The organism is Amycolatopsis plumensis, from assembly GCF_042652605.1.
GTDB classification, from domain to species: domain Bacteria; phylum Actinomycetota; class Actinomycetes; order Mycobacteriales; family Pseudonocardiaceae; genus Amycolatopsis; species Amycolatopsis plumensis.
Map to the genome: position 1 here is coordinate 4,151,155 of NZ_JBHSJY010000001.1, position 13,061 is coordinate 4,164,215.

Annotated in this window: 11 protein-coding genes; 7 read left to right on the forward strand and 4 right to left on the reverse strand. The window is 73.0% G+C overall.

What is annotated here, in order from left to right; translation table 11 throughout:
* From nirB to ACFPLC_RS20205, 4 genes are all read left to right on the forward strand, one after another.
* A complete protein-coding gene (nirB, locus tag ACFPLC_RS20190; protein WP_378195346.1) occupies positions 1 to 2,508 on the forward strand; it encodes a nitrite reductase large subunit NirB in 2,508 nt (835 codons plus the stop codon).
* Positions 2,505 to 2,849, forward strand: a complete 345-nt coding sequence (nirD, locus tag ACFPLC_RS20195; RefSeq protein WP_191314081.1) for a nitrite reductase small subunit NirD — start codon at positions 2,505 to 2,507, stop codon at positions 2,847 to 2,849. The genes nirB and nirD overlap by 4 nt, the downstream gene beginning before the upstream one ends.
* Positions 2,846 to 3,949 carry a uroporphyrinogen-III synthase gene (locus tag ACFPLC_RS20200; RefSeq protein ID WP_378195350.1) on the forward strand — a complete coding sequence of 368 codons (1,104 nt, stop codon included), beginning with the start codon at positions 2,846 to 2,848 and terminating at the stop codon, positions 3,947 to 3,949. The genes nirD and ACFPLC_RS20200 overlap by 4 nt, the downstream gene beginning before the upstream one ends.
* A 101-nt stretch (positions 3,950 to 4,050) precedes the next feature.
* Positions 4,051 to 4,713, forward strand: a complete 663-nt coding sequence (locus ACFPLC_RS20205; protein WP_378195353.1) for a DUF4097 family beta strand repeat-containing protein — start codon at positions 4,051 to 4,053, stop codon at positions 4,711 to 4,713.
* A gap of 410 nt (positions 4,714 to 5,123) precedes the next feature.
* Here the strand turns inward: ACFPLC_RS20205 and ACFPLC_RS20210 are convergent, their stop codons facing one another.
* A complete protein-coding gene (locus tag ACFPLC_RS20210; protein WP_378195356.1) occupies positions 5,124 to 6,218 on the reverse strand; it encodes a DNA glycosylase AlkZ-like family protein in 1,095 nt (364 codons plus the stop codon).
* 9 nt (positions 6,219 to 6,227) lie between these two features.
* A complete protein-coding gene (locus ACFPLC_RS20215) occupies positions 6,228 to 6,626 on the reverse strand; it encodes a DUF3224 domain-containing protein (RefSeq protein WP_191314075.1) in 399 nt (132 codons plus the stop codon).
* A 63-nt stretch (positions 6,627 to 6,689) separates the two neighbouring features.
* Between ACFPLC_RS20215 and ACFPLC_RS20220 the strand changes: the two genes are divergently transcribed.
* Both ACFPLC_RS20220 and ACFPLC_RS20225 read left to right on the forward strand, forming a co-directional pair.
* Complete coding sequence (locus ACFPLC_RS20220; protein WP_378195359.1) at positions 6,690 to 7,658, forward strand: helix-turn-helix transcriptional regulator; 969 nt, start codon at positions 6,690 to 6,692, stop codon at positions 7,656 to 7,658.
* Positions 7,651 to 8,460 (forward strand): uroporphyrinogen-III synthase, encoded by an 810-nt coding sequence (locus ACFPLC_RS20225; RefSeq protein ID WP_378195362.1) that lies wholly within the window; start codon positions 7,651 to 7,653, stop codon positions 8,458 to 8,460. The genes ACFPLC_RS20220 and ACFPLC_RS20225 overlap by 8 nt, the downstream gene beginning before the upstream one ends.
* Positions 8,461 to 8,482: 22 nt before the next feature.
* Here the strand turns inward: ACFPLC_RS20225 and ACFPLC_RS20230 are convergent, their stop codons facing one another.
* Both ACFPLC_RS20230 and ACFPLC_RS20235 read right to left on the reverse strand, forming a co-directional pair.
* The gene (locus tag ACFPLC_RS20230) at positions 8,483 to 9,331 is read right to left on the reverse strand and encodes a siderophore-interacting protein (RefSeq protein ID WP_378195365.1); all 849 of its coding nucleotides are present in this window, start codon (positions 9,329 to 9,331) and stop codon (positions 8,483 to 8,485) included.
* 28 nt (positions 9,332 to 9,359) lie between these two features.
* Positions 9,360 to 9,683 (reverse strand): MGMT family protein, encoded by a 324-nt coding sequence (locus ACFPLC_RS20235; protein ID WP_360183937.1) that lies wholly within the window; start codon positions 9,681 to 9,683, stop codon positions 9,360 to 9,362.
* A 162-nt stretch (positions 9,684 to 9,845) separates the two neighbouring features.
* On the opposite strand from ACFPLC_RS20235, the gene ACFPLC_RS20240 reads away from it, so the two are divergent.
* Positions 9,846 to 13,019 (forward strand): ATP-dependent helicase, encoded by a 3,174-nt coding sequence (locus tag ACFPLC_RS20240; protein WP_378195479.1) that lies wholly within the window; start codon positions 9,846 to 9,848, stop codon positions 13,017 to 13,019.
* Positions 13,020 to 13,061 lie beyond the last annotated feature (42 nt).

The following is a 13,061-nucleotide window of genomic DNA, read 5'->3' on the forward strand; positions in this document are numbered from 1 at the left end:
ATGCCCACCCTGGTCGTCGCCGGACACGGCATGGTCGCCCACCGGCTCGTGGAGGCGGTGCGCGCGGAAGACCCTTCGGGGAACTGGCACATCGTCGTCCTGTCCGAGGAGCCGCGCCCGGCGTACGACCGGGTGGCCCTCACGTCCTATGTGGACACGTGGGACCCGGCCACCCTGGCCCTGCCCGGCTCGGACTACGCGGGCGACTCCCACGTCGACCTCCGGCTCGGTGAGCTGGCGGTTTCGGTGGACCGCTCCGCGAAGACAGTCACCACGGCCTCCGGCGACGTCGTTGCCTACGACGCCCTGGTGCTGGCCACCGGCTCGCGGCCGTTCGTGCCGCCGGTGCCCGGGCACGACCTGGACGGCTGCTTCGTCTACCGGACCATCGAGGACCTCGACCGCATCCGCGCCGCGGCGATCGACAAGCCGGGCCGCGGACGGCGCTCGGCCGTCGTCATCGGCGGTGGCCTGCTCGGCTTGGAGGCCGCGAAGGCGTTGCGGGACATGGGCCTCTCGCCGCACGTCGTCGAGATGGCGCCGCGGCTGATGCCGCTGCAGGTCGACGAGGGCGGCGGGTCGCTGCTGCGGCGGCTGATCACCAACCTGGACGTCACCGTCCACACGGGAACCTCCACCGACGCGATCGAGGCCGACGGCTCGCGGCTGCTGGCCAAGCTGGGCAACGGCACCGAGCTGGACGTCGACCTGGTCGTGTTCTCGGCCGGTGTCCGGCCGCGCGACGACCTCGCCCGGCAGTCCGGCCTGGACCTGGGCCCGCGCGGCGGTGTGCTGACGGATGCCTCCTGCCGCACCAGCGACCCGGCGATCTACGCGATCGGCGAGTGCGCTGCGGTCGAGGGCCGCGTGTACGGCATCGTTGCGCCCGGGTACGCGATGGCGGAGATCGTCGCCGCGCAGCTCACCGGCGGGGCCGGGACGTTCCCGGAGCCGGACACGTCCACGAAACTGAAGCTGATGGGTGTCGACGTCGCTTCCTTCGGGGACGCCCACGCGACGACCGAAGGTGCGCTGGAAGTCGCCGTCAACGACGCCGTGGCCGGGACGTACAAGAAGCTGGTGGTCACCGACGACGGCAAGACCCTCCTGGGTGGCGTGCTCGTCGGCGACGCGACCGAGTACAACACGCTGCGCGCGCTGGTCGGCCGTCCGCTGCCGGCCGAGCCGGGCGCGATCCTCGCCCCGGCGGGCGGTGGTGCCGCGGTCGGTGTCGACGCGCTGCCGGACGCGGCCCAGATCTGCTCGTGCAACGCGGTGTCCAAGGGCGCGATCACGAACGCCATCCACGAAGACGGCTGCGACACCGTCCCGAAGCTCAAAGCGTGCACCCGGGCGGGCACGGCCTGCGGTTCGTGCGTCCCGCTGCTGAGCAAGCTGCTCAGCGCGGCCGGCGTCGAGCAGTCGAAGGCCGTCTGCGAGCACTTCCCGCAGTCGCGCGCGGAGCTGTTCGAGATCATCCAGGCCACCCGGATCACCACGTTCAGCGAGCTGATCGCCCGGTACGGCTCGGGCAGCGGCTGCGCGATCTGCAAGCCGGCGGTGGCGTCGATCCTGGCCACCCTCGGCAACGGGCACGTGCTCGGCGGCGAGCAGATGACGCTGCAGGACACCAACGACCGGTACCTGGCGAACCTGCAGCGCAACGGCACGTACTCGGTGGTCCCGCGGATCCCCGGCGGCGAGATCACGCCGGACAAGCTGATCGTGATCGGCGAAGTGGCGCGTGACTTCGGGCTGTACACGAAGATCACCGGCGGCCAGCGGATCGACCTGTTCGGGGCCACGGTGGACCAGTTGCCGCTGATCTGGCGGCGGCTCGTCGACGCCGGGTTCGAGTCCGGGCACGCCTACGGCAAGGCGCTGCGGACGGTCAAGTCGTGCGTCGGCTCGACGTGGTGCCGCTACGGCGTCCAGGACAGCGTCGGGCTGGCGATCGAGCTGGAGCTGCGCTACCGCGGGCTGCGCTCGCCGCACAAGCTGAAGTCGGCGGTCTCGGGTTGTGCCCGGGAGTGCGCGGAGGCGCGGAGCAAGGACTTCGGCATCATCGCCACGGAGAACGGCTGGAACCTCTACGTCGGCGGCAACGGCGGCACCACCCCGCGCCACGCCGACCTGCTCGTGTCCGATGTAGACACCGCGACGCTGATCCGCACGATCGACCGGTTCCTGATGTTCTACGTGCGCACCGCCGACCGGCTGCAGCGGACCGCGCCGTGGATCGAGGAGCTGGAAGGCGGCCTCGACCACCTGCGGGCGGTGATCGTCGACGACTCGCTCGGCATCTGCGAAGACCTCGACGCGGCGATGGCCAAGCACGTCGACAACTACGCCGACGAGTGGAAGGGCGTCCTGGAGGACCCGGAGAAACTGGCCCGGTTCTCCTCGTTCGTCAACGCGCCGGGCGCGCCCGACCCGGCGATCTCGTTCCGCGAGGAGCGGGACCAGAAAGTGCCCGTGATGCTGGGAGTTCCGGAGGTGCGGCGATGACCACGTCGATCGAACGGACCTGGACGGCGGTGTGCCCCGTCGGCGCGGTGCCCGAGTACGCCGGGGTGGCGGCGCTGCTCGACGGCGGCGTGCAGGTGGCGATCTTCCGGCTGCCGGGCGACCGGTGGTACGCGCTGTCCAACTGGGACCCGTGCAGCGGCGCGGCGGTGCTCTCTCGCGGCATCGTCGGCGACACCGGCGGCGTGCCGGTGGTCGCTTCGCCGGTCTACAAGGAGCGGTTCGCTCTCGACAGCGGCGAGTGCCTGGACGCTCCGGGCGTCTCGGTGCCGGTGTACGAGGTGCGCGTGCGGGAAGGCGTCGTCGAAGTGGAGAGCCCGTGAGCGATGTGCTCCCACTGGCCGGTTTCGTGATCGGCATCACCGCGGCGCGCCGGGCTGACGAGCTCGGCGCGCTGCTGGTGCGCAAGGGGGCGAGCGTCCGGTACGGCCCGGCGATCCGGATCGTGCCGCTGACGGACGACCGGGAGCTGCACGCGGCGACCACCGCGTTGCTGGCCTCGCCGGTGGACGCGGTCGTCGCGACCACCGGCATCGGCTTCCGCGGCTGGCTCGAGGCGGCCGAGGGCTGGGGGCTGGGGGACACCCTGCTGGATCGGCTGTCGTCGGCGACGCTGTTGGCGCGGGGCCCGAAGGTGACCGGGGCGCTGCGGGCGGCCGGGCTGTCGGAGTCGTATTCGCCGGCGTCGGAGAGCAACGCGGAGCTGCTGCAGCACCTGCTCTCGTCGGGGGTCGACGGGCTGCGGATCGCGGTGCAGCTGCACGGGGAGCCGCTGCCGTACTTCGTGGACACGCTGCGCGCGGCGGGTGCGGAAGTCATCGAAATCCCGGTGTACCGCTGGGTCGGCCCGGTCGACCCGGGCCCGGTGGACCGGCTCCTCGACGGCGTCCTGGACGGCTCGATCCACGCACTGCCCTTCACCAGCGCGCCGGCGGCGGCGTCGCTCATCGCCCTGGCCCGGCGCACGGGCCGGCTGCCGGGGCTCGTCACGGCGCTGTCCGGCCCGGTGGTGGCCGCGTGCGTCGGACCCATTACGGCTGGACCGTTGGCGGCTTTGGGGGTGCCGACGGTCCAGCCGCACCGCGCGCGGATCGGCGCACTGGCCCGCACGGTGGCGGAGACCCTGGTCGCGCGTTCGCCGCGGTTGCGGGCGGGAGGGCGGTCGATCGAACTGCGTGGCCAGGCGGCCATCGTGGACGGCGAGTGGCGCGAAGTGGCCCCGGCGCCGATGGCGCTGCTGCGGGCGCTGGCGGCGTCACCGGGCCGGGTGGTGTCGCGGCGCGAGCTGATCTCGGCGTTGCCCGGGGGCGGCGAGGAGCACGCGGTGGAGACGGCGATCGGGCGGCTGCGGACGTCGCTGGGCGGCGGGAAGGTGGTCCAGACGGTGGTGAAGCGGGGGTACCGGCTGGCGGTCGACGTCTGACCTCCGTGTCAGCGGACGTGTCAGTGCGGTGGCTCCCCGGTGTCAGCGGGGGCGGCGAAGGTGGTCTCACACCAGCTACTTCGCTACTCGAGGAGAATCCGATGCAGAAGTTCACCACCCCCGCCCCGATCGCCACCGAGCTTTCGATCCCCGCCGGCCGGGTCCGGTTCGACGCTTCCCTTCGTTCCGACACGGTCGTCCAGGTCCTGCCCGCCGACCCGGCGAAGAGCCGCGACGTGAAGGCGGCTGCGGAGGCGGCAGTGTCGTTTGACGACGGCGTCCTGCGGGTCACGCTCGAGGCCAAGAACCAGTACTTCGGCCCGTCCGGAGCGGTCGACGTGACGGTTACGCTGCCCGAGGGCTCCTCGGTGGAAGCCAAGGCCGCGGCGGTGGAGCTGCGGGGCGTCGGCCGCCTGGGTGACGTCACGGTCTCGGGCGCCCACGGCGAGGTGGTCTTCGACGAGGCCGCGAGCCTCCGCTTGACGGCCCACGCGGGCGACGTCTCGGTGGCCCGCCTGACGGGCCCGGCGGAGATCACGACGGGCAAGGGCGACATCCGCATCGCCGAGGCAACGGGCGGCAACCTGGTCCTGAGCACCCAGGCAGGCGACATCACGGTCGGCGCGGCGGCGGGTGTCTCGGCGTCCCTGGACGCGGGGACGACGTACGGGCGGATCCGGAACGCGCTGAAGAACGAGGGCCAGGCGGGGTTGTCGATCCAGGCGACCACGGCTTACGGCGACATCGACGCCCACAGCCTGTGAGGCGGGTCCGGAAGCGCCCCGATGTGGTTTCGCAGCCGCGGCAACCACGTTGGGGCGCTTGGGACCGACCGAAACTGTCGGTGCCTGCCGGTAATGTGGAAAACGGGGGGCGCCCCCGCGAGCCCGGAGTGGTTCCGGAAAGTCGTAGCACCCCGGACGCGAACGCAAGCCGGCGGCATGACCGGAACACCCACCCAGACCTCCCCCTGCCACCCCGATCCGAAGCCAGAACACGGACGGTGGTGCCGGGTCAAGGCACGCTTTCCCGCCTTGACGCGGCACCACCGTCCGTCGTCACAATCGGGCTTCGGGGTGGTAGGCCACCGACCCGGCTCCCGGCTTCTCGGCGACCGGAATTGTCGGTGCCCGCTGATAGCGTGAAATTTGGGGGGCGCCCCCACGGGCAGGGATCAGCCGGCCCAGGTGACCGCGTGCTTCTCGAATCCCCGCGCCACCGCCACCCGAGCCGCCTCGGCTTCCGCTTCCTCGCGGGCCGCCGGGCGCAGCGGGTCAAAAGCCGTCAACGTCACCGTCAGCTTCGCTCCAGAACCCTCCGCGCGCCAAATCCCCGCGATGTCGCCATCAGCCACCAGCACCCCCGGGTTGCCCAGCATCTTCCACACTTCCTTGCGCCGCAGGGGATCCGGGACCAGCAACGCCTTGTCGCGCGCCTGGATGAACGGATCCAGCGGGGGCAGCAGCCGCACCAGGTCGGGCTCCGGCGGATTCTCCAGAGCGGCCAGCCGGGACGACGGCAGGAACCGGGTCTTGCCCTCGACCTGCACCGAAACCAGGTCCGCCGGCCACGTCCGGTCGACCACCGCGCGAGCCGTGCCCGCGAACTCCGCCGCTTCGCCCGGGGACGCCGGGCCGTTGAGCCGCAGGTACCGCTCGATCACCGCCGTCGCCGCGGCCGGGTCCGGCGTCTTCCGCAGGCGGCCGCGGCCCTCCAGCGGCGCCAAGGTCGCCGGGGACGCGCCGGACACCAAGCGGATGCCGCCCAACGGCGCCGCGATGCGCATCAGCTGCTCCTGGATGTGCGTCGCGTTGCAGCCGCGGCACCACCGCGAGAACGACGGCGGCAGCACCTTCGTGACCGCCGCCGAAACCGCGCCCTTCGTCATCGGCTTCGTGACGATCTTCCGGAGCGCCGCGGCCGCGGTGAAGACCACCTCGGTCGCGGCCAGCCCGGTCGCCGCCATTTCCTTGCGCTGCCACAACATCCGGGCCTGCGCGTCCGCGTCGTCCAGCGGGACCAGCGCCCGGATCACCTCCGGCAGGTCCGAGCGCACGTGGTAGTGCGGCGCACCCCGCAACGTCCAGGCCAGGACGAGCTCATCGAAAGACACCGGCCCGTCGAGCCGGGCCACCAGGGCGAGCAGCGCGGTGTCGCGCATGCTGTCCTGAAGCCCGGCCCGGACCACGGCGAGGTCGGCGACGTCCTGCGCCGAGCGGTGCAGGCCGTGCTCGGCGATGCGGTAGGCGAGTACCTGACGGCGGTCCACGGGCAGCTCCTAGAACGCGTACTCGAAGGTGTAGCCCACCTTGTCCTCGCCCATGGCGCCGCCGGCGGTGCCGCGGCCGGTGATCCCGGCCAGCTCGCCGGTGCCCGAGCCGGGGACGACAGTGAACGTCGAGGCGATGCCCTTCGCGTCGAAGGTGTACTCGTGGCGCACGATGAACGTCCCTTCGCGACCGTCGACCTTGCCTTCGAAGCGCTCGAAGCACGGCGACGTCGTCTCGCCGCTTTCGTACCCTTCGCCCGCGTAGTACAGCAGAAGGTCGCAGACCGACTCACCCTCGATGACACCTTCGTACGCGAAGGTGGCGTGCGCGTAGGCCACCCGCGGCCCGCTGCCCTCGGTGCCGCTGACGATCTTCTCTTCCCAGTTCTTCGTGGTGAAAGCGTTCATGGGGACCACTCTGCCGGGCATACCTGTCAGCTCGTGTCAGGTATTTCTGCGAGAATCGCCGTCATGCGCGCGAGCCGTCTCCTGTCCGTTCTCCTGCTGCTGCAGAACCGCGGCCGGATGACGGCCGAGGAGCTGGCCGAGGAGCTCGAAGTCTCGGTGCGGACGGTCTACCGGGACATCGACGCGCTCTCGGCGTCCGGCGTCCCGGTGTACGCCGACCGCGGCCGGACCGGCGGCTACCGGCTCGTCGACGGCTACCGCACCCGGCTCACCGGGATGACCGAGGAAGAGGCCCAGTCGCTGTCGCTGGCCGGCCTGCCCGTGGCGGCGGCAGAGCTGGGGCTCGGCACGGTGCTCACGGCGGCGCAGCTCAAGCTGTACGCCGCGTTGCCCGCCGAGCTGCGCGACCGCGCCGGACGCGTCGCCGAGCGGTTCTACCTGGACGTCCCGGGCTGGCACCGGGGCATCGAGAGCCTGCCGGCGCTGTCGGCGATCGCCGACGCCGTGTGGTCGTCGCACCGGATCCGGATCCGCTACGAACGCTGGGGGCAGCGGGTCGTCGAACGGGAGCTGGAGCCGCTGGGGCTGATCCTCAAGGCGGGCAACTGGTACCTCGCGGGCCGCTGCGACGGCACCGACCGCACCTACCGCGTCTCCCGGGTGCTGGAGCTGGAAGACCTGGGCGAGGTGTTCGAGCGCCCGGACGGCTTCGACCTCGCGCGGTACTGGCAGGAGTGGTCAGAGCAGTTCGAACGCCGGATGTACCCGCGCGTCGCGGTGGTGCGGCTTTCGCCACGGGCGCAGGCTCTCGTACCGTTCTACGGAGGTTCCGTCGGCGCCCGCGCCCTGCGCGACTGCCCGAACGAGCCCGGCGCGGACGGCTGGCTCACCGTGGAGCTGCCGGTGGAGCCGGGCGAACCGGCCATCGGGGAGCTGCTGCGCTTCGGGCCGCACCTGGAGGTCCTGGCACCGGCGGACCTGCGGGCGGAGCTGGCCGAAGCGATCGAGGAGATGGGCGCGTTCTATGGGTGAGCTGAGCGGCATCGCCATCGGGGTCACGGCCGAGCGGCGAGCGGGCGAATTCATCGCGGCCCTCGAACGCTCCGGCGCCGAGGTCCGCCACGCGCCGACGATCACCATCGTGCCCCTGGACAGCGACCCCGAACTGCGCGCGGGCACCGAGGCGGTGCTGGCGGCCCCGGTCGGGTTCACGGTGGTCACGACGGGCGCGGGCTTCCGCGGCTGGCTCGACGCGGCCGAGGGGTGGGGCCTGCGCGAGGGACTCCTGGCGGCGCTGGGGGAGTCCCGGATCTACGCCCGCGGCCCGAAGGCGGTGGGCGCGGTCCGCGGCGCCGGCCTGCGCGAGTCCTTTTCGGCCGCTTCGGAGTCGAACGCCGAGCTGTTCGGGGCGCTGGCCGCGGCCGGGGTCGGTGGAGAGCGGGTGGCCGTCCAGCTGCACGGCACGCCCTTGCCGGAGCTCACCGATCCGCTGGTGCACGCCGGTGCGTCCCTGGTGCAGGTGCAGCCCTACCGCTGGCATTCGCCGCCGGACGTCACGCCGGTGTACGACCTGATCGACGCGGCCGTGGCGGGCGAGCTGGACGCGCTGGCCTTCACGAGCGCCCCGGCCGCGGCGAACTTCCTGACGCTGGCGCGCACGTCCGGGCACTACGACGAGCTGGTGGCGGCCCTGCGCGGCCCGCTGGTGGTGGCGTGCGTCGGCCCGGTGACGGCCGCCCCGCTGGAGGCGGCGGGCATCGGGACGCTGCAGCCGGAGCGCCAGCGCCTGGGCGCGCTGGTGAAGCTGCTGGTCACCACGCTCGGAAAGGCCTAGGTTCGGCCGGCGATTCCACGTGTCAGTCGTTGCCGGCCGGCACTTCGCCCGCCTCCGCCGCCCGGACCGCCTCCCGGCCCGCGGCCTCCTCGCTCATCCCGAGCCGCCAGTAGCCCGTGAAGCAGATCAGCCGCTTGTCCACCTCGCGCTCCCGCACCAGGTGGCGCCGCACCGCCTTCACCACTCCGGCCTCGCCGGACACCCACGCGTACGGCGTCCCGCCCGGGAACGCCGCCGCGCGCAGCGACTCCAGCAGCGCCTCTCCCCGCGGCCGCGTACCGCGCAGCACCCAGTGGATCTCCACCGCTCCGCGCGTCTCGAACGCCTGCCGCTCCGCGCGGTCCGCCAGCTCGACGAACACCGAAGCCCGCGCGCCCGGCGGGAGCTGCTCAATGATCGCGCCGATCGCCGGCAGCGCCGTCTCGTCGCCGACCAGCAGCTGCCACGCGCAGCCGTCTGGTGGCGCGTACAGCCCGTACGGCCCGGTGAACGTCACCCGGTCGCCCCGTGCCGCCCGCGACGCCCAGGCCGAGGCCGGCCCCGTATCGCCGTGCAGCACGAAGTCGACGTCGATCTCCGCCGCCTGCGGGCGATGGGCCCGGACCGTGTACGTGCGCATCGGCGGGCGGACGTCGTCCGGCATCGCCAGGTACGTCCGGTACCAGGACATGACGTCGGAGCCGGTCTCCGGCAGCACCGGCGCGTCCTGTCCCCGCAGCGGGAAGAACACCTTGACGTACTGGTCGGGCGCCCCGGCCGGGACGTCGCGGAAGCTGTCCGCGGCGAACGTCACGCGCACCATGTGCGGCGTGACCGGCCGGATCGCGCTCACCCGGGCACGGTGGTAGGTCAGCGCCTCCGTCGTGGTCATTAGGCGAGGCTAACCTAAGAATATGGAGTTAGAACAGCCCCTCGGGTCCGGTTTCCTCCTCTCCGTCCGGCTTCCACCGGTACTTCCGCAGGTCGACGCGCTGGCCGTCGGCCAGGACACCCTCCGCGCGCAGGCGCTCCAGCTGGTCGTGGACCAGGTGCGGTGCCGGGGTGCCGTTCGCGCGCAGGATCCGGTGCCACGGCAGGTCGTGCCCGTCCTCGGCCAGGATGGCGCCCACCATCCGCGGCGACGGCGCTCCCGCGAGAGCCGCGATGTCGCCGTACGTCGCCACCGTGCCGGCCGGCACCGACTCGATGATCTCCCGCACGCGCTCGTGCAGAACGTCGTCCATACCGACACTCTGCCGTAGGGGTACGACACTTTCGGCAACCATCCACCGCACCCGCGGTGGCCTTCACCGCCTTCGAGCGTGCCGGTGCGCCACCCGGGGGACCGGGCGTGGTTCCATCGCGGGGTGAACGGGAGGCGAACGGCGCAGGCGGACGCGCGGCTGGTGCGCGCGCCGGTCACCGCCACACCCTCGTTCACCTGGGACGAAGGCGCCCGTCGCGTGCTCTCCGCACCCGGCGGGTTCCTCCGCGTGCTCGGCGGTCCCGGCACCGGCAAGACGGCGCTGCTGGCCTCGGCCGCCACCCGCCGCATCGCCGAGGGCGCCGACCCGGAGAGCGTGCTCGTGCTGACCACGTCCCGCCGGTCCGCCGACGCGCTGCGCGCGGACATCACGCGCCGGCTCACCGCCGACCCCGACCTGGCGCGGCCGCTGCCCCGGACCGTCCGCGAACCCCTGGTCCGCACGGTCCACTCCTACGCCTACTCGCTGCTGCGGCTGGAAGCGATGGCCGAAGAACTCCCGCCCCCGCGGCTGCTCGCCGGCGCCGAGCAGGACGTCGTCGTCCGGGAACTGCTGGCCGGTGACCTCGACGAAGAGGCCGAGTACTGGCCCGAGCAGCTGCGGCCCGCCCTGATGGTCCCCGGCTTCGCCGAGGAGCTGCGCGACCTGCTGATGCGGGCCGCCGAGCGCGGGCTCGGCCCCGAGGACCTCGCCGAGCTGGGCCGCCGCCGCGGGCGCGAGGAGTGGATCGCCGCCGGGCAGTTCTGGTCGCAGTACGAAGAGGTCACGCAGCTGCAGGGCGCGGGCGGCAACGCACTCGGCGTGGCGAGCGCGCCCGCGCTGGACGCCGCCGAGCTCGTCACCTCCGCCCTGCTCGCCCTGGAGGACGACGACGAGCTGCGCGAACGCGAGCGCACCCGCGTCCGGCACCTGTTCGTCGACGACGCCCACCACCTCGACCCGCTGCAGACCAGCCTGGTCCGGGTGATCGGGCACACCGCGGCCGAGTTCGTCGTGGCCGGCGACCCCGACCAGAACGTGTTCTCCTTCCGGGGCGCCGACGCGCGGCTGTTCGCCGACGCCGACCCGGACGGCAGCCGGACCGTCACGCTCACCACGGCCCACCGGCTCGCCCCGGCCGTGCGGCTCGCGGTGGCCAAGATCGGCGCGACGCTGCCGGGCGCGTCGCCGCACCGCAAGATCGTGCCTCCCAAGGGGGCTTCCGGCGGGAACGTGCGGGTCCGGGTGATGCCGACGCCCGCCGCGGAGGCGAGCTGGATCGCCGACCAGCTCCGCCGCGCGCACCTCGTCGACGGCGTGCCGTGGTCGGAGATCGCGGTGCTCGTCCGGTCGCCCGCGCGGACTTTCCTGGTGCTGCAACGAGCGTTGCGCGCCGCCGGCGTCCCGATCGGGTCGGCGACCGAGGAGCTGCCGCTGGCCAAGCAGCCCGCGGTGCGGCCGCTGCTGGCCGTGCTGAAGCTCGCGCCGTCGCCCGAACTCCTCGACGTCGACCTCGCGGAAATGCTGCTGTCGTCGTCGCTCGGCGGCGCGGATCCGTTGGCGCTGCGGCGGTTGCGGCGCGGTCTGCGCCGGCTCGAACTGGCCGGTGGCGGCCAGCGGTCGAGCGACGAACTGCTCGTGGAAGCGTTGCGCGGCGGGGACATCCTAGCCGGGCTGGCCGACGCCGAAGCCGAGCCGGTGCGGCGCGTCGGCGGGCTGCTGCGCGTCACGCACCAGGCCGTCGCGCGCGGCGAGGGTGTCGAGCAGGTGCTGTGGGAGCTGTGGCGGGAAAGCGGGCTGCAGGACAAGCTGCTGAAGCAGGTCGAACGCGGCGGGTCGCTGGGCGCGCAGGCCGATCGCGACCTCGACGCCGTCGTCGCGTTGTTCGACGCCGCGGGCCGATATGTCGACCGGCTGCCCCGCGCGAGTGTCGCCTCCTTCGCCGATTACCTTGGCGCGCAACGGATCGCGGGTGACACGCTGGCGCCGGCGGCCGTCCCGTCCGACGGCGTCTCGCTGCTCACCGCGCATGCCGCCGCTGGTCGCGAGTGGACGGTCGTCGCCGTCGCCGGTGTCCAGGAGGGCGCGTGGCCGGACCTGCGGCTGCGGGGATCGGTGCTGGGCGTGGAGCGGCTCAAGGACCTGATGGCCGGGGTCGACGACGACGCCGTCTCCCAGACCGCGCCGATCCTCGCCGAAGAGCGGCGCCTGTTCTACCTCGCGATGAGCCGGGCGAAGCAGACGCTGCTGGTCACCGCCGTCTCGGGCGAGGACGAGCAACCGTCCCGGTTCCTCGACGACCTGGAGGAGAACGGCGCCGACGACGGCGGGCTCGACTCGCGGATGAAGCCGCCGGGCCGGTCGCTGGTGCTCGCCGAGCTGGTGGGGGAGCTGCGCGAGGTCGTCTGCGACGACAAGGCCGATCCCGCCCGGCGGCGCCGGGCGGCGAAGCAGCTGGCCCGGCTGGCCGACGCGCGCGTGCCCGGCGCGCACCCGTCGACGTGGTACGGGCTGCTGCCGGCGTCCAGCGACGAGCCGGTGCACCCGCCGGGCGACCTGATCCGGATCTCACCGTCCACAGTGGAGATCCTGACGAAGTGCCCGCTGCGCTGGATGATCGAGCGTCACGGCGGCAGCGACCCGGCCCAGCTGGCGGCGGTGACCGGGACGCTGGTGCACGGGCTCGCGCAGGCGGTCGCTTCGGGGAGCACGGACGCGGAGCTGCAGGCCGCGCTGGACGAGGCGTGGGTGCGCGTCGACGCGGGGGCGCCGTGGTTCTCGCGGCGGGAGCGGCGGCGCGTCGAGCAGATGTTGCGGAACTTCACGACGTGGCTGGAGCGGAGCCGGGCGGAGCTCAAGGAAGCCGGGGTCGAGCAGGACATCGAGGTCGAGCTGCCGTCCGGGGGCGACGACGAGGTCCGGGTGCTGCTGCGCGGGCGGGTCGACCGGGTGGAGCTCGATTCCGAGGGCCGCCCGGTGATCGTGGACATCAAGACGGGCAAGGTCCCGGTGTCGGGCGCGGAGGCCGAGGCGCACCCCCAGCTGGCGGCGTACCAGCTGGCGGTGCTGCTGGGCGCGATCGAGGGCCGGACCGAGGCGGGCGGCGCGCGGCTGGTGTACGTCGCCAAGGCGAACAACAAGACGGGGGCGACGGAGCGGTCCCAGCCGCCGCTCGACGAGGTCGGCGGCAAGCAGTGGCTGGAGCTGGTGCAGAAGGCGGCGGCTTCGGCGGCCGGGCCGGATTATCAGGCCCAGGAAAACCCGGACTGCGACCGGTGTCCGGCGCGGGGGTGCTGCCCGCTGCGCCCCGAGGGGCGGCAGGTGCCGGGCCCGTGAACGGTCTGAGCCGCCGCCCCGGTGCAGTGAATGACTCATTCC

Excerpts from the sequence above, each read along its gene's own strand:
- nirB (WP_378195346.1), top strand. The coding sequence starts at position 1 with ATGCCCACCCTGGTCGTCGCCGGACACGGCATGGTCGCCCACCGGCTC.
- ACFPLC_RS20225 (WP_378195362.1), top strand. The coding sequence starts at position 7,651 with ATGGGTGAGCTGAGCGGCATCGCCATCGGGGTCACGGCCGAGCGGCGA.
- ACFPLC_RS20220 (WP_378195359.1), top strand. The coding sequence starts at position 6,690 with ATGCGCGCGAGCCGTCTCCTGTCCGTTCTCCTGCTGCTGCAGAACCGC.
- ACFPLC_RS20230 (WP_378195365.1), bottom strand. The coding sequence starts at position 9,331 with ATGACCACGACGGAGGCGCTGACCTACCACCGTGCCCGGGTGAGCGCG.
- nirD (WP_191314081.1), top strand. The coding sequence starts at position 2,505 with ATGACCACGTCGATCGAACGGACCTGGACGGCGGTGTGCCCCGTCGGC.
- ACFPLC_RS20235 (WP_360183937.1), bottom strand. The coding sequence starts at position 9,683 with ATGGACGACGTTCTGCACGAGCGCGTGCGGGAGATCATCGAGTCGGTG.
- ACFPLC_RS20215 (WP_191314075.1), bottom strand. The coding sequence starts at position 6,626 with ATGAACGCTTTCACCACGAAGAACTGGGAAGAGAAGATCGTCAGCGGC.
- ACFPLC_RS20205 (WP_378195353.1), top strand. The coding sequence starts at position 4,051 with ATGCAGAAGTTCACCACCCCCGCCCCGATCGCCACCGAGCTTTCGATC.